Here is a 25,395-nt window from a genome sequence, read left to right as displayed (position 1 = left end):
AAGAGCTCCTTGCAATGACGGTGTAGAGGCAGTCCGACCACGCCCCCTTTACAACGTCTTCAGATACTCGATCAGATCGTAGCGCTCTTGCTCCTTCAGCACGCGGCCGATGGTGCCGTCCTTGCCGGGTCCCGGCGTGCCATCAAACGAGTGGCCGGCATTGCTGTTGCCGAACAGCTCGGTGCCGTCAGCGGCTCGCGTCGAGAAGCGTGACTGCCCGGTCTTGCAGCTCTCGCCGTCGGTGACCGCAAAGCCGACCTGCTTCGGATCGTAGTCGCGGCCACCGCCCATGCAGAACGATTTGGGGCGCTCGGTCGCAGGGCTCAGCATCCAGTAGAGCGAGGGTACCGATCCGTTGTGCAGGTATGGCGCGGTGGCCCAGACGCCGTTGAGCGGGCGCGCGCGATACCAAGGCCCTGGCTCATTCTCCTCGGGCGGCTGCGGACCAGAATTGGGGCAGTTCTTGCGCTTGCCCCACCAGATATCCTGAATTTTCGGGTCGATCTTGGCGTCGTCCATTGCCTTGCGACTGACGATGTCGACGAGCACCATCAGGCCAAGCGCGTACGGCATGTCGGTCGACGACACCTCAGGCAGATTGCAATTCCACCAGGCATTGAGATTCCGCGTGGGATCGAGCTTGAGAAAGCCAGGCACCTGCACCTTGCGCGTCGCCAGCACGCTGGCCTGGGAGGGGTCGGTCCCCATGCCCCGGGCGCTCTTCTGCACCTCGTTCAGGAATTTGTCGTCGCCGATGGTCTGCCAGCGGTCCGAGGACCAGATGCTCTGTTGCGGAAATTCGGTGTCGAACACGGGATCGTTGACCGGACCGAGATGGCATTCGACGCAAATGTCCGCATAGAGCTTGCGGCCGCGTTTGACACGCTCGCCATCGATCTTCCAGGCATCGTCGCCGAAGATGTCCGCGGGCCATTTCGGCGACGTCAATCCGGAGAGTTGCTTCTTCGGATAGGGCGCCGACCCTTTCAGAAGATCCTCGATCCAGTTCAGATTCTTGATGTCCATCGACGAGCGGAACAGCGCGTCCTTGGGCGTGGTGTCGGAAAGATTCAGCAGCGCGGTCACACCCAGCGCTTCGCCGGCGTTGCGGATCAGCGGCTGCTCGATTGAGGCGTCATACTGCGCATATTTGAGCCAAGGCACGGTCCAGATCGGCGGGAAGCTGACCGGCGCATCCTTGGCATGCAGATTCTTCTCGAAGCCGCTGAGGCCGCTGAGCGTCATGTCCTGGGAGAAGACCTGATTGCCGATGCGATTGAGTGCATCGAGGCGGCCGTAGCCTTCCTCGGTGTCCTGTTGCGGTTCTTCCCGCTTGGTCTTCTCGTTGAACCGTGTCTTGCCTTCGATGGTTTTCGCGTAGGTCTTCTCCCAGTCGACAAGGAAAGTGCCGATCGCGCTCAGTTTCTGCTTCAGTGCATCGCGGTCCGCATCGCCGGCGGAGGGGCCGAGCACACGGTCGGCAAAGCGCTTGAAGCGACCCGGCACATAGAGCGTGTAGGCGATCGACAGACCGGTCGTGACCTCGAGCTTTCTGAGGTCGGTCATCGCCGGGCCGCCGTCGAACCTGATGTCGATGCCCTTGTAGTGGATCTGGCCGGTGTGGCAGGCGGCGCAGGTCAGGCCAATGCGGTCCTCGCCGATCTTGCCGGTCGCGGGATCGGGCACGCCGGTCATGCGCGCAAAGCCGACGGGCAGGCCATCGACGTTTTCAACCTGCTTGCCCCAGTTGACCGGCGGATCCCACAGCCGCGCCGGCACCGGCTTGGTCTTGTCGTAAACGTTGGCATAGCCGAAGCGGCGCAGCGTGGCCTCATCGGTGTTGATCGTTCGAGGGCTCGGGATGAAGCCGAAGCGCTGCAGATGGTCGCTGTCATGCAGCATGCCGGGTTTGGCGAAGAAATGCAGCCGCGGCTGCTCCAGCGCCATGAACCAGCTATAGGGCACCGGGAACGTCGCAGTGCCCTGGCTCGCGTGATGAAACCAGTGCCGGTCTTCGAGCGCCCAGTTTTGCTCGAGCCAGTATGCGGCCTTCGGTTCGACCAGCTTCGGCAAGGGCGGTGCCACGAGGTCGCCGAGCACGCCGGGTAGCATCGGCTGGAATTGATCCGGAAAGCGCAGCGCCACGATGCCGAAGACGAGGAGCGCGGCGACGAGGCCGGCGGCGGCGCGCAAGATGAGTGAAGGCGGGCGGACCGGCTGGCTGACCATCCGCTGGGTGACACGCTCGGGGAATTTGCGCTCGTTGAACAATGTCCTCACCTCGGCCACGCTGAGATAGCGGTCGTCACCTTCGCCCTTGCCCATGATCTTGAGCAGGACCGGCCATTCGAACTTCATCAGGATCGGGTAGTACCAGCGCGCCTGATTGCCGGCGCGCTTGAGATTGTCGTTCATGAAGGTCTGGATCTGCGAGGCGTTGAGGCCGGTCTCGCTGCCGCCATCGGGATCGGCATAGGTGCTGCCGAAACCGGCGAGCCGCGCGATCTGGCCCTCGTTGACCTTGCCGTCGACGCCGAGGATGCGCGAGCCGGCGCCGAGCTTGTCGAGCGGCCCACCGCGCAGGCGGTTGAGCTGTGCGCCCCAGAAGATGCTCTGCAGGATATGACAGGCGCCGTTGGCGATCAGCGCGACGCCGCGGACCTGGATGCGGGCCGAGGTTTTCTTGATTCCGGTCTCGCCGCTTGCATTTGCGATGGTCTGCGACAGCGTCCGCAGCGGCACGGTGCCACCGTCGACGAAGCCTTCGCCGACGAGGCCGCGCAGGAAAGGGCAGGGGTTATCAGGAGAAACTTCGATTGAAGGATCAAAAGGCTTCTTGCGGGAGACATCCATCGGCAAAGTCCTGAAAACACACGAATCGTGAAAAAGCGGCCGCGCCGATCAAGCGCAGAAAGACCTAACAAACAGACAGCGGACGTGGCGCAGCTATGCTACTTCAGGGTGTGACGAAGTGTGGCTGATTTCGCTCTGCTGTCAATAATGCCGCGGTGAGACCGCAGCGCACGCAAAGGCTGCCCTCAGGATATTGCCCAGAGGATACGGCCGTCAGGATTCGGCCGCGCGTCTGACGTCGCTCTGGACCAGAGTGAGCTTGCTGGCCGGTACGCCCGCCTTCAGCAGCCCGTCGCGGTAATGCGCGATGTCTTCGGGCCGCTTCCAGTGAAAATTCCGCAAATGCCGGTCGACATTCAGGGTCGGGTAATTGCGCATCAGCACGGAGGTCGCCTCGGCTGCCTCGTCGGTCCGGCCCAATTGCGCCAGCGCCGCGGCGCGGATCGCCAGGGCCTGCATGTGGTTCGGGTTGACGTAGAGCTGCTCACGGGCCCAGGACAGGGTCGCGTCATACTGGCGGAGGAGATAGTGGCTGAACGCGTTCAGCGTGGCCCATTGGTAGCGCGGATCGCTGTTGCCGCGCTGGGCGGCCATCGAAAACAGCTCGATCGCCTGCCGGTGCTCGCCGATGATGAAATGGCAGATGCCGAGCACGCCGCGCGCGCCCATGTCGTAGGGATTCAAAGCAACCGCGCGCTTGGCGGCATCCATCGCCGCCTCGTAATGGCCTTCCATCCCCTGAACCCACGACAGGATCGAGAACGCGAAGGAGGAGCGCGGGTCGAGCCGCACGCTGGTTTCGGCGAGCGACATCGCTTCCGCCCACATCTCGCGCGTACCCTTGATCCAACCGAACTGGATGCTCTGGATCTGGACCGTAGCGAGATAGGCGTGTGCGATCGACAGTTTCGGATCGAGCGCGATCGCCTCCCTGAACAGTGCGACGGCGGCGCTCTGGTCCTCCTTGGTCAGCCGATAGTAATGGGACAGACCCTTGAGGAAGCGGTCCCACGCACTCACATCGTTGGTCGGGCGCGCCGGAGCCGAGGCTTCGGCGCGGACGATCTCGGTGGCGATCGCCGCGGACAGGTTGGTCGTGATCTCGTCCTGCATGGCGAAGAGGTCGCCGATGTCGCGGTCGTAACGCCCGGTCCAGAGCTGCTCGCCGGTCTCCGGCGCGATCAGCTCGGCGGTGACGCGGATCTTGGCGCCGGCGCGCCGCACCGAGCCCTGAATCAGGTAGGTGGCGTCGATCTCGCGCGCGATCACGCGCGTGCTCGCGTTCTTGCCCTTGAAGGCGAAGGTCGAGTTGCGGCTCAGCACCCGGTAGAAGGATTGCAGCGACAGCGCGTGGATCAGATCCTCGGTCAGGCCGTCGGAGAAATATTCGTCCTGGGCGTCGCTGAGATTGGCAAACGGCAGCACGCCGACGATCGCCGTGCGGTAGGCTTGCGAGAGCGTCGAGCCGTCCCTCAGTTCGGGCGCGAGCGCGGCGGCGCCGTCGGGCGTCCAGGTCCAGACACCGACCGGGTCCTTGATGTTCTTGAAGCGGTGGTTGCCGCCATCGACCAGCGGCACGGTGAGATGCTTGCTCGCCTCGCTGTAGGCCTTGGCCGAGATCGCGAACCCGCCGGGGCTCGCCACCGATTCGAGACGGACGGCGATGTTGACGTCGTCACCGAACACCTCGTCCTCGTCGGCGATGACGTCACCCATGTGGATGCCGAGGCGGAACTGCATGGTACGGTCGGCAGGCAGATGATGGTTACGCTCCGCCATCAGCACCTGCATCGCGATCGCGGCCTCGGCGGCGCCGACGATGGAGGGAAACTCCAGCAGGAAGCCGTCGCCGGTGTTTTTGACGACACGGCCGCCATGGTTGAGAATGATGGGATGAATCGCGCTGCGATGGGCCTTGAAGGCGGCGTGGGTGCCGGCCTCGTCACTGCCCATCATCCGCGAATAGCCGGCGACATCGGCGCAGACGATGGCGGCCAGACGTCTTTCCATATCCTCGGAGCTCCAAGGGAGCGGGACGCCACCGGCGGGGCCGTCGCCGCGAATCCAGCATTTCAAGAACTGGCGTCCTTATAGAGCAGATGGAGCCGAACGAAAGTATGATCCGCATTGCAAATTCGATACGAATCCTAACCATTTCCGGCGGTGGACGGCAGGGTTCGAACCGACTAAGGCCAGTCCCTTGAGATCGCCCGTCCGGGCGGCGAGGACCTTCGATGCTGGGCATTCACGAAATCTGGCTCTTCGTCCTGTCGGGCCTGCTGCTCAACATCACGCCGGGGCCCGATACGGTCTATGTGATCGGCCGCAGCATGCAGATGGGTTGGCGCGGCGGGGCGGCCGCCGCTTTTGGCATCAGTTGCGGCTGTTTTTTCCATGTTACGGGCGCGGCGATCGGCCTTTCGGCGCTTTTGATGGCCTCATCCACCGCGTTCGGGGTGCTGAAGCTGGCCGGCGCGGCCTATCTGGTGCTATCAGGTCTTCAGATGCTTTGGTCGCGGCCGCAGCTTCTGGCGGTCAAGGACGAGGCGGAGCGGAACTCGCTGCGGCTTGTGTTCCTGCAGGGCGTCTTCACCAACGCGCTCAATCCCAAGGTCGCGCTGTTCTTCCTGGCCTTCCTGCCTCAATTCGTCGCAGCCGATGCGCCGCACAAGCCGCTGGCCTTCCTGACGCTCGGCCTGATCTTCATTTGCACGGGGACGCTGTGGTGCCTGGTTCTGGCGGCGTTCGCGGCCAGGGCCGCCCACCGGCTGCGGCAGTCCGAGGGCGTGATCGCCTGGGTCAACCGGACGCTCGGCGGCCTCTTCATCTATCTCGGCATCCGCGTCGCCATGCTCGAGGCGCGGTAACTTTGAGGCTGCGTGGGGTGTTAGCCGAAGGCGCAACCCACCATGCTTCAGCGATTGCGGAATCAAGTTGGTGGGTTACGCTTCGCTAACCCACGATTTACCCTCACGAAAATTCCTTCAGCAGCGCGCTGCCGGCCAGATAAAAGCCGAGCAGGATCATCGCGACCAGGAACCAGCGGCGAAACGCTTCGGCCGGCATCCGCTGCCGCACCGATTGCCCGATGAACATCCCGGCAAACGCCATTGCCATGGCGACCGCGCCGGGCACGGCATTGGCTGAAGTCAGCAATCCGCCGGCCGTAAGATTGAAGGCGAGCGCCAGCGTCGCCGTGGTGAAGAACACGCCGAGCGCCTGCACCAGCTCGTCCTTCTCCATCCCGATCGCCTGCATGAATGGCATCGAGGGGATCACCTGCACGCCCGTCGAGGCCGAGATCACGCCGGTGACGACGCCGACCACGCCGCCGACCCATTTCTCGTTTCGAGGCGCGACGTGGAACTTGAATTTGCTGAGGCCGACGATCGCGTAGATCACCAGCAGCACGCCGAGCACGACGGTGCCGTAGCGCGCATGGGGGCCGGTCAGCGCGCCAGCATTGAGCCAGCATCCGATCACGGTGCCGATCATCAGCGGCCACAGGCGTCTGAGGATGTCGCGCAAATAGGGGCCGACAAAGGTCTGCCAGATGTTGGTGACGATGGCGGGCACGATCACGATCGCGATCGCGCGGCTCGGCGCCATGTTCACCGCGAGCAGGCCCATGGACACCGTCGGCAGGCCGAGCCCGACGACGCCCTTGACGAAGCCGGCGACCAGGAAGACGGCGGCGATGAGGATGAGAAGCGGGTCGATCATTAGGCCACATTGACCGAAGCGGTGCGCGGGCACAATCTGGAGGTTACGGAGATAGCCTTCGTTCGAAACGAAGGCTGATTGCGGAGGACAGGACCCGTGCGTTTCGACCTCGTCGATCTCCAGCTCTTCATCGCGGTCGCCGACCGGCGCAGCATCACCCGCGGCGCCGAGCGATCGCATCTGGCCCTGGCTTCGGCCAGCGCGCGCATCAAGGGTCTCGAGGACGCGCTCGGCGTCGCCCTGCTCAAGCGTGGGCGGCGCGGCGTCGAACTGACCGCGGCCGGCGAAAGCCTGCTCGATCACGCGCGGATCGTGATTCATCAGGTCGACGCCATGCGCGGCGATCTCGCCGGCTTTGCCAGCGGCGTGCGCGCCAGCGTGCACTTCCTCGCCAACACCTCGGGCCTGTCGGAGCATCTGCCGAAGGCGCTTGCCGGCTTCCTGCGCGAGCATCGCGACGTCGCCATCGACATCGAGGAGCGCGAGAGCACCGACATTGCGGCTGCGATCACGGCCGGCGCCGCCGATCTCGGCTTTGCCGCCGAGCACGCGCTGCCCGATCATATCGAGCGCTTCGTGTTCAGCGAGGACCGCCTGACCCTGGTGACGTCGAAGCGCGGCCCGTTCGCCGGCCGCCGCCAGATCGATTTCCAGGAGGCGGGCGCCTGCGAGTTCGTCGGCCTCACCAGCGCCACCGCGCTCCAGATGCATATTTCGAAGCACGCCGCGCGGCTCGGCATGCGCCCGCATTTCCGTGCGCGCCTGCGCGACTTCGATGCGATCTGCCAGTTGGTCTCGGCCGATGTCGGTGTCGCCCTGGTGCCGGAAGCCGCCGCGCGCCGCTGCTCCAAGCTGATGCCGCTCGCCATCGTCCGCCTGCGCGACGCCTTCGCCAACCGCAGGCTCGTGATCTGCGCGCGGAGTTTCAAGGCGCTGCCGCGGCCCGCCAAGATGCTGGTGGAGCATTTAAGGGCGGAGGCGGTGTGAGGCGCCGGAGCGTTACTTCGCCGTCTCGACGCCAGCGTCCTTGATCACCTTCGCCCATTTCTGCATCTCATCCGCGATGAAGGCGCGAAAATGCTCGGGCTCGTCGCCGACGAGCGTTGCCCCTTGCGCCGCGAGTTTCTGCTTCACGGCCGGATCGGCCATCGCCCTGGTCGCAAGATCGTGCAGCGCGGCGACGATCTCCCGCGGCGTGCCCTTGGGCGCGACCATGCCGTACCAGTTCTCGATGCGCAGATCGGGAAAGCCGGCTTCCTTCGTGGTCGGCACGTCGGGCGCGGTCGGGGCGCGCTCCACCGAGCCGACCGCGATCGGCTTGAGCGCGCCGGCCTTGATCTGCGGCAGCAGCACCGGGAGGTCGAGGAAGGTCATCTGCACCTGCTGGCCCAGCAGGTCGTTCACGGCCGGCGCCGCGCCGCGATAGGGCACGTGAACGATGTCGATCTTGGCCGTCAGCTTGAACAATTCGCCGGCAAGATGCGGCAGGCTGCCGGGGCCGGAGGAGGCGAAATTGAGCTTTCCCGGCTGGGCTTTCGCCAACGCAATCAATTCGCCGATGTCCTTGGCGGGCACGTTGGTGGCGACGACGAGCATTTCCGGCACGGTTGCCACCAGCGTCACTGGCGCGAGGTCATTGAGCGTGTCGTAGGCGACCTTCTCCATGCTCGGGCTGATCGCAAGTGCGCCAGCGGAGGAGATGGCGATGGTGTAGCCGTCGGGCTGGCTCTTTGCGACGGCATCGGTGCCGAGCACGCCGCCCTGGCCGCCGCGATTGTCGATCAACACCGGCTGGCCCGAGAGCTCCGACATCCGCTGACCGATCACGCGGGCGATGATGTCGTTGGGGCCGCCGGCCGGGAACGGCACGATCAGCTTGATCGGTTTCGCCGGAAAGTTTTGGGCGGAGGCGAGCGCGGGAAACAGCAGCAGAATCGAGAGGAGGAGCTTACGCCAGTTTTTCATGCAGGCTCCCGCTTCGCCTATCCGTTGAGCAATTTCAGGGCTTCTTCGTGGACCCTTGCATCGCCGGCCGCGACGATGCGGCCGCCGCCCTGGGCCGGCTTGCCTTCCCAGGTGGTGACGACGCCGCCGGCGCCGGTCACGATCGGGATCAGGGCTGCGATGTCGTAAGGCTTCAACTCGGTCTCGACCACGAGATCGACATGTCCGGCGGCAAGCATGCAATAGGAATAGCAGTCGCCGCCATAGCGCGACAGCCGCGCGCCCTGCTCGATCCGACCGAAGATGGCGCGATCGCGCTCGTTCATCAACAAGGGAGAGGTGGTGTAGGTCGTTGCCTCCGACAGCGAGGCGCAGCGGCGGACCTGCAGCCGGCGCTCGCCGGAGGGACCTTTATAATTGGCCGAGCCGTTGTCGCCGGAAAAGCGCTCGCCGATGAAGGGCTGGTGCATCATGCCGTAAACCGGCGTGCCCTTGTGCAGCAATGCGATCAGCGTGCCCCAGATCGGAAAGCCGCCGATGAAGGACTTTGTGCCGTCGATGGGGTCGAGCACCCAGACATAGTCGGCATCCTCGCGCTCATTGCCGAATTCCTCGCCGACGATGCCGTGCTGGGGGAAGCTCGCCTTGATCAGCCGCCGCATCACCGCCTCGGCGGCGCGGTCGGCTTCCGTGACGGGATCGAATTCCCGGGTCTTGCTCTTGTCGTCGATCGACAGCGAGGTGCGGAAGAACGGCAGGATGGTCTCGCCGGAGGCCGTGGCAAGCCGTCCGATGAAGGCTGAGAAGTCGATCACCGTCACGGCGCATCCTCAAAACGAAAGTTGGGTGAAGCTCGCATCTGCCTAGCTCAATTCGCTCGCCGCGTGCAGCGCTGTGTTGATTTGCGCCCCGGTATTTTGGACCGGACAGCCGGCGGCCCCAGCAAGCGAAATAGTCAGACGATTGGCGAGCCATATGCTGGCCAAATATCGATCACCGAGTTGAATACTTAGTTCCGAGCATGCCTTGTTCGTATGCAAATGACTATCAACCCATTGAATTTCCTTATCAAAGAAACTGAATCTGGGTTTCTTTGGGAGCAACTGAGCCATGTGTTTTTGCATGGGAAACGGCTCAAAAGCCCTTGCACTTTGTGCGGCGCGGCCGCATATTGTTGCGGTGCGGTAGCGCTTCTCGCGTTACCGCTGCCCTCCTTGGGCGTTTCCTCCCTAGACTTGGGCCGCTTGCGTCATTCGCGAGCGGCCCTTTTTTCTTGTCCGTCTCGTTTCAGTTTGGCGCGCGATCCGCAGCGAAGCGAAAACGCGTTCGCGCCTCTTGCAGGCAAGTCGATCGTTCGAGACGCGCCTCTATTCCGCTGCGGCCTGGAACGGGCCGAGATCGCCGAACGGGATCGTGGTCGCCAGCACGTCGGCGAGGACGCCGAAATCGCTCGCCACTTGCGCAAAGCGCTGGCTGCGCTCGCGGCGGCGCTCATCCATGTAGATCGCGCGGTTGAACTCGAGCTGCACCGCATGCAGGCCGCTGGCCGGATTGCCGTAATGCTCGGTGATGAAACCGCCGGCATAGGGCTTGTTGCGGCCGATCGAATAGCCGAGACCGGTCATGGTCTCCTCGACGCGGTCGGGCAGCAGCGGCGTGCAGCTCGTGCCGTAGCGGTCGCCGATCACGACGTCGGGCCGGCGCGGCTCGTCCCTGCTGACGCCGACCGAGGGCATCGAATGGCAATCGACCAGCACCACGGTGCCGAACATCTGGTGCACCTTGTTGATCAGCCGGCGCAGCGCGCGGTGGTAGGGCTTGTACAGCGTCTCGATCCGCGCCAGCGCATCGTCGACTGCGATGCGGTCGCGATAGATCTCCTGGCCGTCGCCGACCACGCGTGGAATCGTGCCTAATCCGCCGGCGACCCGCATCGAGCGGGTGTTGGCAAAGCTCGGCAGGCGGCCGGTGAACATGCGGGGGTCGAGCTCATAGGGCTCTCGGTTGACGTCGACATAGGAGCGGGGAAAGTTGACCCGCACGGTCGGAAAGCCGCGTGCGCTCAGATGGCCGATCAGCTCGTCCATGAAGGAGTCTTCCGAGCGCCGCAGCGTCGGCAGGTCGATCCGCGATGCGCTCAGGAATTCGTCCGGGTAAGTCGAGCCGGAATGGGGCGAGTTGAAGATAACAGGCGCGCGCCACTCGGCGGGCTCCACGATCTCGAAGGCTGGCGACACCTCGCCGTCAAACCGGGTCATCTTCTCAGGCTTCGTCCCTTCACGCCGCACGATCCGGCAGGTCCAGATCGGATGATTCGGCCGATCGAGCGGCTCTTATGTGTCGTCATTGTCCGGAATCGCAACCATTCTGCCAAGCGAAAAAGCGGTGATCCGCGCTGGAACATGTCTTAACCGTGTGGGCAGGGAGGCGGGGATGCGTGGGTCCACCGGAATTGATTCGTCCCGTATTCCGGTTCACAACACCCCTCGCAGCGCGAGCCCAGGGTTAGGATTTTCACCCCAAATTTACCCTCTGTCGGGCTTAGTGACCTCTGCATATCCTCTGGGGATCGACGTTCAGCTCATGCCAAAAATCCTGCTCGCCGAAGACGACAACGACATGCGCCGTTTCCTGGTCAAGGCGCTGGAAAACGCCGGTTTTCAGGTCTCGTCCCATGACAACGGCATGGCTGCCTATCAGCGCCTGCGGGAAGAGCCGTTCGAGATGCTGCTGACCGACATCGTGATGCCGGAGATGGACGGTATCGAGCTTGCCCGCCGGGCCTCGGAACTCGACCCTGACATCAAGATCATGTTCATCACCGGTTTTGCCGCGGTCGCCCTGAACTCGGATTCGGACGCGCCCAAGAACGCCAAGGTGCTGTCGAAGCCCGTTCACCTGCGCGAATTGGTGAGCGAAGTGAACAAGATGCTGGCGGCCTAAATTGGCCCCGTTCCGTCCTTGCGCCGGCTCCCCTGAGCCGTTATAGGGACCCCCACCCGACGTAAGTGGACGATTAGGGCACGTAGCTCAGCGGGAGAGCACTACCTTGACATGGTAGGGGTCACAGGTTCGATCCCTGTCGTGCCCACCACGCTTCGCCAAAGGGCTTCGCGTGGCGCAGCCACGCCCAATAACGGCGAAGCGTGTCCGGCGTCGCTCGAAGAGCGAAGACGGACTGTCCCCTCATCCTCCGCTCTCTTGGAACACGCCGCCACGATCCGGCATTGTTCCGCCATGCCCAAACCCTTCCACCGCGGCGATCACGTCAGCTGGAATTCCGAGGCCGGCCGCGTCCGCGGCCATATCCTGCGCGTCCGCACCAAAGACGTCGACTACAAGGGGCACACGCACCATGCGAGCCCGGACGATCCGCAATACGAGATCAAGAGCGACAAGACCGATCACGTCGCCCTGCACAAGGGCCGGGCGCTGCGACGCCTGCGCAGTTGATCGGCACCAGAGCATGATCCGGAAAAGCGCGAAGCGGTTTCCCGAAGAGATCATGCTCAACCAAAGAACCAAAGCGCGATGACGATTCAACCCAATCTCGTCGTGCTTTAGGTCCCGCGCGGATTTAGCCAAGCGCTGCAGGCATCAGGGCTGCCGTCTGTCGCGCGTGCTCGAGCGCGCCGCGCGACAACATCAATTTGGGTCGACGCGCCGGCTTCGTCCCTTTGCGAAACGGCCGCGTCGCCGGAATCCATGCGTTGATCTCGGTCAAGGCGGCGGCGACGGAACGGAGCAAGCTCAACGAGAGGATGCAAATCGGAGTTGACCATGCGCGCTCGTCTCTTTGCACTGGCTCTCGCGATCGCCATTCTTGGATCGTCTTCGGCGCACGCGGGTTGCTGGCCCAGCGATAACTTTCCGCTCGTCTGTTGGCTCGATACGAAGGGCGAAGGGTGTTCGGAACATCACGCGCTGACCAGCGCCAAAGCAGTGATGTACCCGCATCCGAACCAATCCATCTATGAGTTCGAAACCACCCATTGGTGGACTGGGCCTGCCATAACCGCATGCCCGCCGAGCAAGACGATCAAGTTCAGCGGCATTTGGGACCGCGAGACGGGCAAAGCGGAGGAAAAAGCGTCCACCGCCTGGTCGTCCTGGTCGCGCTACGTCTATTGCAGCAATAATCCATGGACCGGGCAAGGCCCGCCCACCGTGCCGATCTGCTCAGGGCCCGCCAACGACCCAAATGTGGGGCAGCCGGTGACCTCGGCGATGCTGTCGCAGAGTCAGCGCGTGAATTTGCTTCAGGTCCAGGAGCCGCTACACACGAGATGTTTGCAGGTTGAACCCGACCCGATGGGTTCGGAATGGCTTACGGGAAACTCATTCGTCCGGGTCGTCGTTTCGCATCACGAGTTTCAAAAGATCGAGTGGCACTACTTCTTCCAGGAATTCTATTCGTTCGACGGTTGGAAGGAAGTCCCCGCGCCGAAGTCGAAGGTCCCCTTGATCTCGACGAAGAAATACACCGAGCGTCGCATCGCAACGACGACGGGTCGGTTCTGGCTCAATAAGCAGGGACGTTGGATGATCGTCGCGGTCCCGAAGCCGACCTCGGTCGCCGCCCAGCTGGTCGCAACGTCCGTGACCAACGAATGCCCGGGCGCGCGCTTCAATATTCAGTGATGGAAGATCGACGAACGGCCCCCTCTTGAAGTGTGTGTTCGACAGCAGTGACGAAGACGCGAAGAAGTATCTGCCGCTCACAATCTATCCCACCAGATACTTCCTCACCGCCGCCTCATCCCATTCAATCCCATTTCCCGGCTCCTCCCCCGGCAGCGCAAACCCATCCTCGATCTTCAGCCGGCTCGCCAGCACCGCGTCGGCCCAGTCGACATATTCCAGCCAGTGCGCCGTCGGTGTCACGCAGAGCAGGTGCGCGCTGACCTCCGAGAACAGATGCGTCGACATCTCGATGCCGGCAGCATGCGCCAGTGACGCGGCGCGGAGCCAGCCGGTGACGCCGCCGATGCGCTGCACGTCGGGCATCACGTAGTCGCAGGCCTCGGCCGAGAGCGCCGCCTGCATCGCAAATGCGCTGTCAAAGTTCTCGCCGATCTGGACCGGTGTACGCAGCGCATCCGCGATGCGGGCGCAGCCTGCGTAGTCGTCGTGGCGGATCGGCTCCTCGATCCAGCTCAAGCCCTCGTCGTCGAGCATCTCGCCGCGGCGAATGGCTTCGGTCACCGTCAGCGCCTGATTGTAATCGCACATCAGGGTCACCTCGTCGCCGACGGCCTTGCGCACCGCGCGCACCACGGCGAGGTCGTCCCGTGCTTCGGGCCGGCCGACGCGGATCTTGGCGGCATGAAAGCTCTCGGCCAGCAGCTTGTGCGCCTCGTCCACCGCGGCACCATCCGGCATGATGCCGAGGCCCTTCGAATTGTAGGCCTTCACCGGTTTCGGCGCGCCGCCGAGCAGGCGGGCCAGCGGCAGGCCGCGGGCGCGCGCCAATGCGTCCCATGCCGCCATGTCGATGCCGGATTGCGCCAGCCGTTGCAGGCCGGCGAGCCCGAGCAGCGTATAGCGCTGGGTCAGCTTGCGCTCGATCTCGAACGGCAGCAGCTCATCGCCGGCGAGCAGCTCCGACATCTCCATGACCAGCGCGGTCAGCGGCTTCAGGGCCGACGGCGTGATCGAGAACAGATAGGCATGCCCGACCGCGCCCTGGTCGGTCTCGCAATCGATCAGCACCAGCGGCGCCTTGGCGACCGCGCCGGTCGAGGTCAGAAGCGGCAAGTTCATCGGCACGATCACCGGGCGCGCAATGAAACGCCTGATGCGGATGTCACGGGTCATGGGCACTGGTTCCGGATTTATCGATGCAGGTTCATCCCGATCTTAAACATTCGTCGTGAAACGAAAAGGCGCCTGCTGCGACCCACCATAAAATGGGGTTGCGCGGGGGCGGGTTTGTTGGCTCTGTGCAAACCCGCATGTTGCCGCAAATCCCCCGCCCTTGCGGCAAGAATGCCGATCACGGAGCCACAGGCGGGTCACGGTGAGGGGAATGCGAATGATACGGGCGGTCCGTCTAGCGTTGGTTGTGCTTGGGCTCGTGGGTGCGCGCGCGAATGCCGCCGTCATCGACTGGCAGGCCGAGCTCCAGCGCTGCCGCGAGTTGCGCGCGAGCGTCGCGCCGCTGCTTCAGGCCGGCGAGGGGATATCGGCGGTTGGCCGCTCCAACAGATCCGTCCGTCGCTGCATCTGGATCCAGCGCATGGCGGTGCGCAAGAAGATCCCCGGCGCGGAGAATTGGTAGCCGGGACCGTTCAGTGGCGCCTGTATTTCGGCGCAGGCGGGAGGTGCAAGCCGATGGCAACGACGCGAAGTGGGGATGCAGGCGCCGGGGAACAGTGCCCCATCGTCGTCCTGGCGAAAGCCAGGACCCATTACCCCAGGGAGAGGTTTTGCGAAGATTGGCTGCTCTGGATGAACGCCGATCGAAACCAATAAATCACGCCGTATGGGTCCTGGCTTTCGCCAGGACGACAGCAACCTATGACGTCAGCCCTTGACCGCGCCGGCAGTGAGCCCGGAGACGAGATAGCGGCGCACCGCGAGCGAGAAGATCAGGACCGGCGCCATCACCAGCGAGCCGCCGGCGGCGATCTTGCCCCATTCCCAGCCCTCGTAGTTCATGAAGTTGACGACGGCGACCGGCGCGGTGCGCGCATTGGTGCGGGTCAGGATCAGCGCGAAGAAGAAGTCGTTCCAGGCGTAGAGGAAGCAAAGGATCGCCGTTGCGGCGATGCCCGGTGTCACCATCGGCAGCACGATTTTGGTGAACACCGTGCGTGTCCGCGCCCCGTCGACCAATGCTGCTTCTTCCAGTGATACCGGAATGGTGTCGAAGAACGGCTGCATCATCCAGATCACCAGCGGCAGGTTGAAGCTGGTGTAGACCAGAACGAGGCCGGTGATGGTGTCGAGCAGGCCGATCCAGCGATAGAACAGGAAGAAGGGAATCGTGAACGCGATCGGTGGCGCCATGCGGGTCACCAGGATGGCGAATGAGAGGCCGTGCTTGCCGCGGCCGGACCAGCGTGACAGCGCGTAGGCGGCGGGCACGCCGAACAGCAGCGCCAGCGCGGTGGACAGCGATGCGCTCATGAGGCTGTTGACGATGGACGCCGAGAACGCGCTATGCCAGAGCGCGACGTAATTCTCCAGCGTCGGCGTGAAGATCAGCGGCGGCGGGAATTGCAGGATCTGGTCGTTGGTCTTGAAGCTCATCTGCAACAGCCACAGGAATGGCGACAGCAGGATGATCAGTGTGACCGTGATCGCGATCAGCCGGCCTGAGGTTGCCTTGCGCAAGGAGGACTCGCTCATGCCAGCGCCTCCTTGCGGCGGCCCATCCAGACCAGCCCCAGGCTGATGCCGCAGACCAGCAGCAGCATCACCACGGTCACCGCGCTGGAATAGCCGATCTCGTTGGTGTCGAAGGCGAGCAGGTACGCGTAGTAGTTGGTGACCTCGGTGATTGTGCCGGGGCCGCCGCCGGTGAGCAGGAAGATCAACGGGAAGGCCTTGACGCTGTCGATCAGGCGGAACATGCCCGAGATGACCAGGATCGGCGTGATGAAAGGCAGCGTCACGTACCAGAAGATCTGCAGCTTGCTCGCGCCATCGACGAGGGCGGCTTCCGAATATTCGTCCGGAATGGTCTGCAGCGCCGCCAGCACCATTAGGAAGGTGAACGGCGTCCACTCCCAGGTGTCGGCGATGACGATCGAGGTCAGCGCGAAATCGACGCTCGAAGTCAGCGCAGGCAAGGTGAGGTGCAGCGCCTGGGCTGCATAATAGAGCGGGCTGATATCGGGTGCGTAGATCAGCTTCCAGATCACCGCAACCACGATCGGCGGCAGCACCATCGGGATCAGGAAGAATGTGCGGGCGAATTCGACGAAGCGCGACGGCACGTTGAGGAGCAGCGCCAGCAGCATGCCGAGCAGCACCTGGAAAAATACGCTCGCGACCGAGAGCTTGGCCTGCACCGCCAGCGAGTTGACGAAGCGGGGATCGCCGGGCAGCAGGCCATAATTGCGCAGCGGCTCGCTGAAATCCGTGGCCGAGCCCGGCGTCGTCAATTGAAACGGCGTCAGGCTGGTCACGATCAGATAGATCGCCGGCAGCACTGCGACGGCGAACAGCACGATCAGGCTTGGTGTGAGCGCGAAGGCGATGAACCTTCGGCGCTCCAGGTCAATTCCGCTCTCGGTCAATTCCACTCTCGCTCAAAGCTTTGTCCCGGCGCGGCGGAGTGCGGCGATGGCCTGGTCTTGCGCCGCGTTCATTGCGTCCTTGGCCGGCAGCTGGCCGGTGGCAACCTGCTCGAACGCCTTGTTGAGGACGTCGCCGACGATGGGGAACTCCTTCGAGGTGCGATAAGCCATGTAGTTCTCGCCCTTGCCCGGCAGCTCCAACACTTCGAGATAGAGCGCGCCGAGGTCCTGGCCGTTCACCGTGTTGAGCTTGCGATAGTCCTCGCTGGTGATGATCGAGCGGCGGCAGATCGAGGAGTGGCCGTGCTCTTTCACAAGCTTCATCGAGATCTCCGGGCTGAGCGCCCATTTGATGAATTCCCACGCCGCCTTCTGGTTCTTGGCGTTCTTGGGAATGCCGAGGCCCTGGCTGTTCGAGGCCGGATAGTCGTGCACGGGGCCGGCCGGCGATCGCACCACGCGCGATGTCTCCTTCACTTTGCTCTCGTCGGAGAGCAGGATCGGCGTCACCCAGGCGCTGGAATGGATGAAGATGTTGGCCCGGCCGGTCAGCATCGCCTGGCGGGCCTGATCCTCGGTATAGGTCAACACGCCCTTCGGCGCGCTCTTGAGGAGATTTGCGTAGAACTCGACGCCCTGGATCGCCTCGGGTGTGTTCAGCGCGGGCATCGGGTCGCTTGGCGGATTCCTGAAGATATTGCCGCCGAAGCCCTGGATGTAGGGTGGCAAATTCCAGTTGTGCAGGAACCACGACACCAGGCCGCTGACGCCGTCGGTGCCGTTGATCTCGGCGCAGACCTGCTGCAGCTCGGCGAAGGTTTTCGGGATCTTCAGCCCCTTCTTCTCCATCAGGTCCATCCGCGACAGACCCATCAGCATGGCGCCGCCCTCCCAGGAATAGCCGTAGGTCGCGCCCTTGGCGTCGCGATAAGGCACCTGGGCGCCATCGACGAAATCCTTCGGATTCCACTCGGCCGGCGTCAGGTTGGCATCGCCCGTGAATTCGTCGAGATTGGCGAGCAGGCCGGCTGCGATCCAGCGCGTCGCGAGCGTGAAGGTGACGTTGACGAAATCATAGGCGGAGCCGCCCGAGGACAGTTCGAGATTGGCCTGCTGGTTGTAGACGGGCAGGGCCGAGAGCTGGAGGTCGACCTTCATGCCGGTCTTGTCCTCGAACTCGGGAATGTATTTTTGCAGCAGCGTGAAGAAGCGGTGCTGGAACGAGGCGCCGTGCAGCGTCACGCCGGCAAACGGCTTTGTCTGCGCGATCAGCGGTGCGGGGAATGCGGCCAGCGCCGCGCTTGCGGCGCTCGCTTTCAGCAATTTGCGGCGGGTGATCGAGCTCACGCGCGATGCGGTCTTCATCTTTCTCTCCCTCATTTTATTGTTTGCAGGCGTCAACGCGTCCGTCTGGTGCGGACGGTCTCGTCCTCGGCGTCCTTCTTCTTCTGACGCGACATCGCCGTGACGATGTTCTGTTCGGTGAGATCCATCAGCTTGTGCATGGCCTGACGCGCACCGTCGGCGTTGCGCGCCCAGATCTCGTCGAGCACGGCGCGGTGATAGGGCAGGCTCTTGCGCGGCGCGCCGGGATTGGTGCTCGACAGGTCGAACGACATCCGCAGGGCAGCGGCGACCGTCGCACCGAACGCGATCAGGAAATCGTTGCCGGTGGCGATGAGGATGCCGCGATGGAACTGCAAGTCGGGCTCGGCATAGGCGACACGGTCCATGCCGGCCGCGTCCATGCCGCGATAGGCGCGCTCGATCCGGGCAAAGTCCTCGTCGGTGCCGCGCACGGCGCAGATCGCGCAGGCCTCCGGCTCGACGATGCGGCGAACCTCCAAAATCTGCTTGGCGAACTCCTGTGTCGGCAGCGCCGACAGCGTCCAGTTCAAGAGCTCCTCGTCGAGCATGTTCCAGTCGAACCGCGCCCGCACATGGGTGCCGGCCTTCTGCTTCGAGGCGATCAGGCCCTTGGCCTTGAGCAGCGACAGCGCTTCGCGGATCGAGGCGCGGCTGACGTCAAAACGGGATGCGAGCTCGATCTCGCGCGGCAGGGTCGTGCCTTCGCGCCAGACGCCGGTCAGGATCATCCGGGCCACCTCGCGGGCGACCTGGGCGCTCGATTGCGGGCTGTCCTTGCTGGGAGATTTTGCCACGACGATCCCGGATTTTTGAACTGAAATGTCTGATTTATTGCGAGTGGCGGTCGATAATCGCGCTGAAATCGTGCCGTAGAAGGCAATAAATCAAATCGGTCCTGGTTTGACAAGAATTATTATGTCAGACATATTTTCTATTGACTCAACGCCGCGCTAGGACAAAGCCATCGTGACAAAGCCCCACATCATCCTGGTCATGACCGACCAGCAGCGTTTCGACACGATCGCGGCGACCGGCCATCCCTATATGAAGACGCCGAATCTCGATCGGCTGGTGCGCGAGGGCGTCTATTTCGACAATTGCTTCATCAACGCGCCGAGCTGCGTGCCCTCGCGCGCGGCGCTGTTCTCCGGCCTCTATCCGCACGCCTCGGGCGTCCTGAAAAACGGCCAGCACTGGCAGAAGACCTGGGTCGGCAAGCTCGGCGAGGTCGGCTATCACTGCGTCAATGTCGGCAAGATGCACACGATCCCGTATGACGCGAAGGCCGGCTTCCACGAGCGCTTCGTGGTCGAGAACAAGGACCGCTTCTTCGAGGGCCGCTGGTTCGCCGACGAGCTCGACAAGGCGTTCGCCGCGCACAAGCTTACGAAGCCGTCGCGCGCCGGCTACCGCAGCCTGCCCGACTATGGCGACCGCATGGGCGCCTTCACCTGGGAGATGCCGAAATCGCTGCACCCGGACATCTTCGTCGCGGAGACCGCGATGTGGTGGCTGGAAACGCGGCCCAAGCCCGAGGCGCTGTTCATGCAGATCGGTTTGCCCGGACCGCATCCGCCCTATGATCCCTTGCCGGAATATCTGGAGCATTATCTCGCCCGCAACGACCTGCCGGTGCCGCAGCCGACCGAGGCCGAGATCGAGGGTCTGCCGGCCTATCTGAAGGAGAAGCGCCGCCACGACACTGAAGTGGACCACGACGCGGTGTCATGGAAGCTCGCACCCACGCATGAAGAGATGCGCCGCCTGCGCGCGCACTACTACGCCAACGTCACCATGATCGACGAGCAGATCGGCCGCCTGCTGACGACGCTGGAGGACAAGGGCTACCTCGACAATTGCGTCATCATCTTCATGTCGGACCATGGCGACAATCTCGGTGAGCACGGCCTCAGCCAGAAATGGTCGATGTACGAGCCCGTCACCCGCATCCCGCTGCTGTTCTGGTCGCCGAACCTGCTTTCCGACGGCCGCCGCATCCACGAGAAGTGCCAGCTGTTCGATCTGGCGCCGACCATTCTGGATCTTGCCGGCGCGGAGCATCCAAAGCCGTTCCAGGCCCGCAGCCTGCTGCCGGCGCTGAAGGGTGAGGAATGGACCGGCCGCGACTTCGTCTTCTCCGAGCAGGCCGGCGATGTCGCCATGACCGGCGCCCGGCTGATCACCATGGTGCGCGATGACAGGTGGAAGGTCGTGTTCATCCACGGTGCCGAGGACGGCCAGCTGTTCGACCTCGAGACCGACCCGCGCGAGCAGCATAATCTCTGGGGCGTGCCAGAACACGCCGGCCAGATCAGCCGCCTCAAGGACGCCTTCATCGACTGGCGACAGAACAGCCTGCTGGAGACGATGGATTTGAACGCCGCGGCGCGGTGATCCCCGCGGGGCAGGCGAGAGTTGGACTCTGCGCGCCGCCGCCGCGGATGCAGCCTGCCGTCATGAAACGAAAAGCCGCCCGCCGCGACCCACCATAAAATGGGGTTGCGCGGGCGCGGGTTTGTTGGCTCTGTGCAAACCCGCTAGCTGCCGCAAATCTCCCGCCCTTGCGGCAAAAACGCACATCACGGAGCCGCAGAGTGAAACAAGAGATCGCCGAAGAGCAGCGCAAGAACGGCATCCTGATCGGGGCCGTGGTTGCCTTTCTCCTGCTGGCGCTGCCGCTGGCGGTGTGGCTGGACCTGACGGAGCTGAACAAGAACGCGCTCCGGCGGCAGACCGCCGATCTCAACTCGGTCATCACGAGCGTGCGCAGCTACTATGCGTCCAACGTGGTCGGGCGCGTCCTCGCCAACCCCGACGGCACGACCAAGGTCGTGCACAATTACGAATCCGTTCCCGGCGCGATCCCGATCCCGGCAACGCTGTCGCTGGAGCTCGGCCGCGTCATCGGCGCGCAGCAGGAGAACATCACCTATCGCTTCGTCTCAGACTTCCCGTTCCAGAACCGCGCGCCGCATCAGCTCGACACGTTCGAGCGGGATGCGCTGGCCGCGCTGCGCGCCGATCCCGAGCGGAAGATCGTGGACACCGAGACCTCGCTGTTCTCCGACAAGGTCCGCCTGGTCGCGCCCGTCATCATGGGCCCGGCCTGCGTCAGCTGCCACAACAGCCACCCCGAGAGCCCGAAGAAGGACTGGAAGGTCGGCGATGTCAGGGGCATCCAGGAGGTGATCATCGCCCAGCCGATCGCCGCCAACATCTTCTCGTTCAAGTTCCTGCTCGCCTATTTCCTGATCGCGGCCGGCAGCGGGCTTTCCTTCCTCTCGCTGCAGCGCCGGCAGGCCAGCCGCATCAAGGGCATGAACAGGGAGCTCGAATCCGCCAACGACTTCCTGGCCTCGCTCTCGATGAAGATCTCGCGCTACATCCCGCCGCAGGTCTACAAGAGCATCTTCTCCGGCCAGAAGGACGTCACCATCCACACCGAGCGCAAGAAGCTCACGATCTTCTTCTCCGACATCCAGAATTTCACCGCCACCACCGAGCGCCTGCAGCCGGAACTGCTGACCCAGCTGCTCAACGAATATTTCACGGAGATGTCTGCGATTGCGCATGAGCATGGCGGCACCGTCGACAAGTTCATCGGCGATGCCATGCTGATCTTCTTCGGCGACCCCGAGACCAAGGGCGACCGCGCCGATGCGCAGGCCTGCCTGCAGATGGCCTGGCGCATGCAGCAGCGCCTCACCGAGCTCAACGCGAAATGGCGCGCCGCCGGCATCGAGCAGCCGTTCCGCTCGCGCATGGGCATCAATTCCGGCTACTGCAATGTCGGCAATTTCGGCAGCAGCGATCGCATGGACTACACCATCATCGGTGCCGAAGCGAACCTCGCCGCGCGGCTGCAATCGATCGCCGAGCCCGGCGGCATCGTGCTGAGCTACGAGACCTTTGCGCTGGTCAGCGACATCGTCCGCGCCCACGCGCTGCCGGCGATCACGATGAAGGGCATCAGCCGCGAGGTCATCCCCTATGCGGTCGATGCGCTGAGCGATGCGGCAGCGGAGAGGAGCGGCGTCATCACCGAACGCGCGCCCGGGCTGGAACTGTACCTCGATCCGGCCGTCGTGAAGTCGGGCGATGCGGCGCGCGTGCGCTCGCTGCTGGAGAGTGCGCTGGCCTCGCTGAAGCCGGCGTGAGACCCTCGCCGGATTCCCCCGGGGGAGGGTAAGCCTCACCTCACCTTGCCGCGCCTTCCGTGAATGCCGTCTCGATCACCGCTCCAAATGGTTGCCATGACCGCCCATCAAACTGCACCAGGCGCATCTGCTTGATCGGTAGATAGCTGTCGGGCGAGGTATTCATCTTGATGTTCGGCAGCGCGACCGACGGGTGGTAGTCGCGCAGCGACGCCGCCTGGCGCATGATGTTCTCCCGCGAGACGTCGTCACCGCATTGCTTCAGCACCTGCGTCAGCGCCTCGGCCGCGGCATAGCCGTAGAGCGCCGCGCTGCTGTTGGCGCTTTCGACCTGGTAGAACTTGTCCATGAAGGCGAACCAGCTCTTCATGGCCGGATCGTCCTTCCAGGCGGGATCGCTCGGATCCTTCAAAAACGTCGCCGAGATCACGCCGGCCGAATTCTCCAGCCCCGCCGGCGCCATCGCATTGGCGATCGAGGCGGAGGCATCGTTGACGATGAAGACCGGATGCCAGTTCAGCGACGCCGCGAGGCCGATCACCTTGGCCGCCGTCGACGGCACGCCGAGAAACACGAAGACGTCGGCGTCCGCGCGCTTGAGAATCGCGACGTGTGCTTCGAGATGCTCGTCGTTGATGTCGAAGGCGACGTCGACCAGGACATGACGGTTCAGATCGCCGAGACCTTCCTGAATGCCCTTGTAGAGCGTCCGGCCGAACTGGTCGTTCTGCCAGAGCACGACGATCTTCTTCCGGGGATAATAGGCCTGGATGTAGTTGGCGTAGATGCGCCCCTCCGAACGGTACGGCGGCTGCCAGCCCATGGTCCAGGGAAACGCCTTGGCCTGGCTCAGCTCCTCGTCGCCGGAGGCGACGAACAGTTGCGGGATCTTCTTCTCGTTCAGGTACCAGCGCGTGGCGAGATTGCCCGGCGTGCCGAACGACCCGAACATCAGCTGCACCCCGTCCTTCTCGACGAGATCGCGGGTCAGCTGCAGCGCGGTCGCGGGATCGGAATTGTCGTCGCGGCTGATGAAGCGGATCTTGCGGCCGTTGATGCCGCCGCGGTCGTTGATCATGTCGAAATAGGCCGCTTCCGCCTTGCCGATCGCGCCGAATTCCGACAGCGCTCCCGAATAGGGCACGATGTTGCCGATGCGGATGTCCTTGTCGGAGCCGGGTTGGTCTGAGCGCTGCTGCGACATCGCCCCCAGCGAGGCGAGCGCGGCGATCGAAATGAACAGCAGTCTGCCGGTGACGCGCATGCTCGACACCTTGTCGTTGGCCCCCAACGAACTCGGCTCAACCCGTCCAAGGACAGGTTGATCTACGTCAAGCGTTTGGCAATCGTGTGGCTGTCGGCCCGATGAAAGCGGCAGGCGTGCTGACGGGCCGACGAGAGAGTCCCCCCTGCGGCACCCCTCTCCCTGGCCCTCCTCCACATGGGGGGTGGCCCAGCAAATGGTGTGAGTAATTGTCGGGCTGCCCGCAACCCTACGGCAGCCCGCGCGCCTCGAGCTGATGCACCAGCAGCAGCGTCGGCTCGGCGAGGCTGTCGCCGGAACCATCCAGGCCAAATGCGGCGGCGATGCCGTCGTGGCTGCGCAGCAGGGTCGGCCGCGGGCAATGGCCGGCGCCGCAGAGCGTCTTCTTCAGGGTCTCGCCCTGCGCCACGATGTTGGCTGGATCGTTCGCAGCCCAGGCCAGCACGATCGGCTCCTCGACGTTGAGGATGCCGGGATACACCGAGCGCTTGTCATATTGAGCGGCATCAAGGCCGAGATAGGCCTTCTCGCTGTCACCGGCATCCTTGCCGGCGCGGTAGATGCCCGAGACCAGCACCACGGCGGCGACGTCGGCGCGATCGGTCTGGAGCTCTGGATGCGCGAGCAGGCTCGCGACATGGAAGGCGCCGGCGCCGTAACCGACCGCGACGATCTCGCGGGCATCGCCATTGAACAGGTCGATATTGCCGTGGACCCAGGACAGCGCCGCGGCCACGTCGGTCGCGCCCATCGGCCAGGTTGCGGCGGGCGCGAGGCGATAGCTCACGCGCACCCCGATCATGCCGTTGCGCGCGGCAAAGCACATCGCCTCGTCCTGGATCTCGCGGGCCAGCTCCGGCGCGCCGCGATCACCCGTAAAGGTGTCGCCGGCGACGAACAGCAGCACCGGCCGCGGCGTGTCCGCCTTGGTGATCTCACTGGTCGCGACGTCGAGCACATTGGCCTCGCTGTCGCCATAGCGCAGGCCGCGCGAGAAGGTGACCTGCTCGCACAGCCGCCCGACGCCGCCTGCGGTGGTGTCGTTGTCGGTGAGGCCTGTCAGAACCAGATCGGACGGTGCGGCGGGTCGCACCGGCCTCACGCCCTGCGCCGAAGCTGCCGTCGCGGTGAGAAGGAGGAAAAGTACGAGGAAATTCTTCATGTCACTGCCGGCCTTGCGTTCCCATCATGGCTCGCGCGTCGGGCCTGTCTTTTCAATTCGCCTTATTAGTTAGTCCCCTTTGGGCAATTTCACGGCACTTCGGCTCTTCCACTCCGGTTCTGTCTCCGCGGAACGAAGGTGACGTTTGCCCGTGGCGGTGCGCATTTTCGATGACGGGAGACCGGAGCCGCTCCTCGACGCGTTCTCGGCTGCCGATTTTCGACAGGCCAATTAGCTCCGTCTTATGAAAGCGATCCCGTTACCGTCAAACGTCATGGGCGGCTTAACGCGCGTGTCAGAATCCGGCCAGAGTGTCGTAGATCGGTCAAATACCCTGATAACTCGACTCGTTTATTAGCGATCCTGCCGGCCGGATCTTCCGCCGCGGGAGAATAGCATGTCGAACATCATACAGTTTCGCTCGCAGCGGCATGATCTCGGTACGTCAATCGCGCATTGTGATTGTTCTGCGGAGATCAAGTCCGCCGCGTTGCGCGCGTCCGCCCGGAATGCGCTGAGCTTGCTGGCTGGCCAGTTCGAGCTGGCGATGGAGCACGCAGGCGAAATCGAGCTGCGCATTCCCGATCCGAAAAAGCGGCGGGAGTTTTCGGACCAGATCAAGCGGACGCGGCATCTGCTCGAAATCGTCCACCTGAAGATCCTGCAGATCTAGCCGCG

The 25,395-nt window shown here is 63.7% G+C and carries 22 protein-coding genes and 1 tRNA gene; 10 read left to right on the top strand and 13 right to left on the bottom strand.

Annotation, left to right across the window (positions count from 1 at the left end; all coding sequences use genetic code 11):
- Positions 1-48: 48 nt before the first annotated feature.
- A complete protein-coding gene (locus XH91_RS30830; protein WP_128954089.1) occupies positions 49-2,853 on the bottom strand; it encodes a di-heme-cytochrome C peroxidase in 2,805 nt (934 codons plus the stop codon).
- Positions 2,854-3,066: 213 nt separating this feature from the next.
- Entirely contained in the window at positions 3,067-4,863 is a 1,797-nt protein-coding gene (locus XH91_RS30825; RefSeq protein WP_128954088.1) for an adenylate/guanylate cyclase domain-containing protein, read from the bottom strand.
- A 224-nt stretch (positions 4,864-5,087) separates the two neighbouring features.
- On the opposite strand from XH91_RS30825, the gene XH91_RS30820 reads away from it, so the two are divergent.
- Positions 5,088-5,720 (top strand): LysE family translocator, encoded by a 633-nt coding sequence (locus XH91_RS30820; protein ID WP_128954087.1) that lies wholly within the window; start codon positions 5,088-5,090, stop codon positions 5,718-5,720.
- Positions 5,721-5,823: 103 nt separating this feature from the next.
- Here the strand turns inward: XH91_RS30820 and XH91_RS30815 are convergent, their stop codons facing one another.
- Positions 5,824-6,576 carry a sulfite exporter TauE/SafE family protein gene (locus XH91_RS30815; RefSeq protein WP_128954086.1) on the bottom strand — a complete coding sequence of 251 codons (753 nt, stop codon included), beginning with the start codon at positions 6,574-6,576 and terminating at the stop codon, positions 5,824-5,826.
- 96 nt (positions 6,577-6,672) lie between these two features.
- Between XH91_RS30815 and XH91_RS30810 the strand changes: the two genes are divergently transcribed.
- Positions 6,673-7,563 carry a LysR substrate-binding domain-containing protein gene (locus XH91_RS30810; protein WP_128954085.1) on the top strand — a complete coding sequence of 297 codons (891 nt, stop codon included), beginning with the start codon at positions 6,673-6,675 and terminating at the stop codon, positions 7,561-7,563.
- A 12-nt stretch (positions 7,564-7,575) separates the two neighbouring features.
- On the opposite strand, the gene XH91_RS30805 is transcribed toward XH91_RS30810, so the two are convergent.
- The 3 genes from XH91_RS30805 to XH91_RS30795 form a co-directional block, all read right to left on the bottom strand.
- A complete protein-coding gene (locus tag XH91_RS30805; RefSeq protein ID WP_128954084.1) occupies positions 7,576-8,541 on the bottom strand; it encodes a Bug family tripartite tricarboxylate transporter substrate binding protein in 966 nt (321 codons plus the stop codon).
- A gap of 17 nt (positions 8,542-8,558) precedes the next feature.
- Positions 8,559-9,341, bottom strand: coding sequence for a histidinol-phosphatase (gene hisN / locus XH91_RS30800; RefSeq protein WP_128954083.1), 783 nt, complete (start codon positions 9,339-9,341; stop codon positions 8,559-8,561).
- Between the two features lie 546 nt (positions 9,342-9,887).
- Positions 9,888-10,778, bottom strand: a complete 891-nt coding sequence (locus XH91_RS30795; protein WP_128954082.1) for an N-formylglutamate amidohydrolase — start codon at positions 10,776-10,778, stop codon at positions 9,888-9,890.
- Positions 10,779-11,103: 325 nt separating this feature from the next.
- Here XH91_RS30795 and cpdR point away from each other — a divergent pair, with 325 nt between their 5' ends.
- The 4 genes from cpdR (at position 11,104) to XH91_RS30770 (ending at position 13,161) form a co-directional block, all read left to right on the top strand.
- Positions 11,104-11,463, top strand: a complete 360-nt coding sequence (gene cpdR, locus XH91_RS30785) for a cell cycle two-component system response regulator CpdR (RefSeq protein WP_007597092.1) — start codon at positions 11,104-11,106, stop codon at positions 11,461-11,463.
- 76 nt (positions 11,464-11,539) lie between these two features.
- Positions 11,540-11,614 (top strand) — tRNA-Val (locus tag XH91_RS30780).
- A 143-nt stretch (positions 11,615-11,757) separates the two neighbouring features.
- Positions 11,758-11,973, top strand: a complete 216-nt coding sequence (locus XH91_RS30775; RefSeq protein ID WP_128954081.1) for a hypervirulence associated TUDOR domain-containing protein — start codon at positions 11,758-11,760, stop codon at positions 11,971-11,973.
- A 327-nt stretch (positions 11,974-12,300) separates the two neighbouring features.
- Positions 12,301-13,161 carry a hypothetical protein gene (locus XH91_RS30770; protein WP_128954080.1) on the top strand — a complete coding sequence of 287 codons (861 nt, stop codon included), beginning with the start codon at positions 12,301-12,303 and terminating at the stop codon, positions 13,159-13,161.
- Between the two features lie 84 nt (positions 13,162-13,245).
- Here the strand turns inward: XH91_RS30770 and XH91_RS30765 are convergent, their stop codons facing one another.
- Positions 13,246-14,337: an enolase C-terminal domain-like protein gene (locus XH91_RS30765; RefSeq protein ID WP_128954079.1), complete on the bottom strand. Its 1,092-nt coding sequence runs from the start codon at positions 14,335-14,337 to the stop codon at positions 13,246-13,248.
- Between the two features lie 217 nt (positions 14,338-14,554).
- On the opposite strand from XH91_RS30765, the gene XH91_RS30760 reads away from it, so the two are divergent.
- A complete protein-coding gene (locus XH91_RS30760; RefSeq protein ID WP_128954078.1) occupies positions 14,555-14,800 on the top strand; it encodes a hypothetical protein in 246 nt (81 codons plus the stop codon).
- Between the two features lie 245 nt (positions 14,801-15,045).
- Here the strand turns inward: XH91_RS30760 and XH91_RS30750 are convergent, their stop codons facing one another.
- The 4 genes from XH91_RS30750 to XH91_RS30735 are packed head-to-tail and all read right to left on the bottom strand — an operon-like array spanning position 15,046 to position 18,928.
- A complete protein-coding gene (locus XH91_RS30750) occupies positions 15,046-15,873 on the bottom strand; it encodes a carbohydrate ABC transporter permease (RefSeq protein ID WP_128954077.1) in 828 nt (275 codons plus the stop codon).
- Positions 15,870-16,772 (bottom strand): carbohydrate ABC transporter permease, encoded by a 903-nt coding sequence (locus XH91_RS30745; protein WP_128954076.1) that lies wholly within the window; start codon positions 16,770-16,772, stop codon positions 15,870-15,872. Before XH91_RS30745 ends, XH91_RS30750 begins: the two co-directional genes overlap by 4 nt.
- A 6-nt stretch (positions 16,773-16,778) precedes the next feature.
- Positions 16,779-18,131 (bottom strand): ABC transporter substrate-binding protein, encoded by a 1,353-nt coding sequence (locus XH91_RS30740; RefSeq protein ID WP_128954075.1) that lies wholly within the window; start codon positions 18,129-18,131, stop codon positions 16,779-16,781.
- A gap of 32 nt (positions 18,132-18,163) precedes the next feature.
- Entirely contained in the window at positions 18,164-18,928 is a 765-nt protein-coding gene (locus XH91_RS30735) for a FadR/GntR family transcriptional regulator (RefSeq protein ID WP_206733187.1), read from the bottom strand.
- A 172-nt stretch (positions 18,929-19,100) separates the two neighbouring features.
- Between XH91_RS30735 and XH91_RS30730 the strand changes: the two genes are divergently transcribed.
- Positions 19,101-20,528, top strand: a complete 1,428-nt coding sequence (locus XH91_RS30730; protein ID WP_245477250.1) for a sulfatase family protein — start codon at positions 19,101-19,103, stop codon at positions 20,526-20,528.
- 200 nt (positions 20,529-20,728) lie between these two features.
- Positions 20,729-22,291, top strand: a complete 1,563-nt coding sequence (locus XH91_RS30725; RefSeq protein WP_128954074.1) for an adenylate/guanylate cyclase domain-containing protein — start codon at positions 20,729-20,731, stop codon at positions 22,289-22,291.
- Positions 22,292-22,331: 40 nt separating this feature from the next.
- Here the strand turns inward: XH91_RS30725 and XH91_RS30720 are convergent, their stop codons facing one another.
- Together XH91_RS30720 and XH91_RS30715 are read right to left on the bottom strand one after the other, a co-directional pair.
- Entirely contained in the window at positions 22,332-23,555 is a 1,224-nt protein-coding gene (locus tag XH91_RS30720) for an ABC transporter substrate-binding protein (protein ID WP_128954073.1), read from the bottom strand.
- Between the two features lie 229 nt (positions 23,556-23,784).
- Complete coding sequence (locus XH91_RS30715) at positions 23,785-24,717, bottom strand: alpha/beta hydrolase (protein WP_128954072.1); 933 nt, start codon at positions 24,715-24,717, stop codon at positions 23,785-23,787.
- A gap of 397 nt (positions 24,718-25,114) precedes the next feature.
- Between XH91_RS30715 and XH91_RS30710 the strand changes: the two genes are divergently transcribed.
- Positions 25,115-25,390 carry a hypothetical protein gene (locus XH91_RS30710; protein WP_128954071.1) on the top strand — a complete coding sequence of 92 codons (276 nt, stop codon included), beginning with the start codon at positions 25,115-25,117 and terminating at the stop codon, positions 25,388-25,390.
- Positions 25,391-25,395: the final 5 nt, after the last annotated feature.

Origin of the sequence: Bradyrhizobium guangzhouense (assembly GCF_004114955.1) — a bacterium.
GTDB classification, from domain to species: Bacteria; Pseudomonadota; Alphaproteobacteria; order Rhizobiales; family Xanthobacteraceae; genus Bradyrhizobium; species Bradyrhizobium guangzhouense.
This window is presented reverse-complemented; position numbering and strand designations above follow the sequence as displayed.

Excerpts from the sequence above, each read along its gene's own strand:
- XH91_RS30830 (WP_128954089.1), bottom strand. The coding sequence starts at position 2,853 with ATGGATGTCTCCCGCAAGAAGCCTTTTGATCCTTCAATCGAAGTTTCT.
- XH91_RS30825 (WP_128954088.1), bottom strand. The coding sequence starts at position 4,863 with ATGGAAAGACGTCTGGCCGCCATCGTCTGCGCCGATGTCGCCGGCTAT.
- XH91_RS30820 (WP_128954087.1), top strand. The coding sequence starts at position 5,088 with ATGCTGGGCATTCACGAAATCTGGCTCTTCGTCCTGTCGGGCCTGCTG.
- XH91_RS30815 (WP_128954086.1), bottom strand. The coding sequence starts at position 6,576 with ATGATCGACCCGCTTCTCATCCTCATCGCCGCCGTCTTCCTGGTCGCC.
- XH91_RS30805 (WP_128954084.1), bottom strand. The coding sequence starts at position 8,541 with ATGAAAAACTGGCGTAAGCTCCTCCTCTCGATTCTGCTGCTGTTTCCC.
- XH91_RS30795 (WP_128954082.1), bottom strand. The coding sequence starts at position 10,778 with ATGACCCGGTTTGACGGCGAGGTGTCGCCAGCCTTCGAGATCGTGGAG.
- cpdR (WP_007597092.1), top strand. The coding sequence starts at position 11,104 with ATGCCAAAAATCCTGCTCGCCGAAGACGACAACGACATGCGCCGTTTC.
- XH91_RS30775 (WP_128954081.1), top strand. The coding sequence starts at position 11,758 with ATGCCCAAACCCTTCCACCGCGGCGATCACGTCAGCTGGAATTCCGAG.
- XH91_RS30770 (WP_128954080.1), top strand. The coding sequence starts at position 12,301 with ATGCGCGCTCGTCTCTTTGCACTGGCTCTCGCGATCGCCATTCTTGGA.
- XH91_RS30765 (WP_128954079.1), bottom strand. The coding sequence starts at position 14,337 with ATGACCCGTGACATCCGCATCAGGCGTTTCATTGCGCGCCCGGTGATC.
- XH91_RS30760 (WP_128954078.1), top strand. The coding sequence starts at position 14,555 with ATGATACGGGCGGTCCGTCTAGCGTTGGTTGTGCTTGGGCTCGTGGGT.
- XH91_RS30750 (WP_128954077.1), bottom strand. The coding sequence starts at position 15,873 with ATGAGCGAGTCCTCCTTGCGCAAGGCAACCTCAGGCCGGCTGATCGCG.
- XH91_RS30740 (WP_128954075.1), bottom strand. The coding sequence starts at position 18,131 with ATGAAGACCGCATCGCGCGTGAGCTCGATCACCCGCCGCAAATTGCTG.
- XH91_RS30720 (WP_128954073.1), bottom strand. The coding sequence starts at position 23,555 with ATGCGCGTCACCGGCAGACTGCTGTTCATTTCGATCGCCGCGCTCGCC.
- XH91_RS30715 (WP_128954072.1), bottom strand. The coding sequence starts at position 24,717 with ATGAAGAATTTCCTCGTACTTTTCCTCCTTCTCACCGCGACGGCAGCT.
- XH91_RS30710 (WP_128954071.1), top strand. The coding sequence starts at position 25,115 with ATGTCGAACATCATACAGTTTCGCTCGCAGCGGCATGATCTCGGTACG.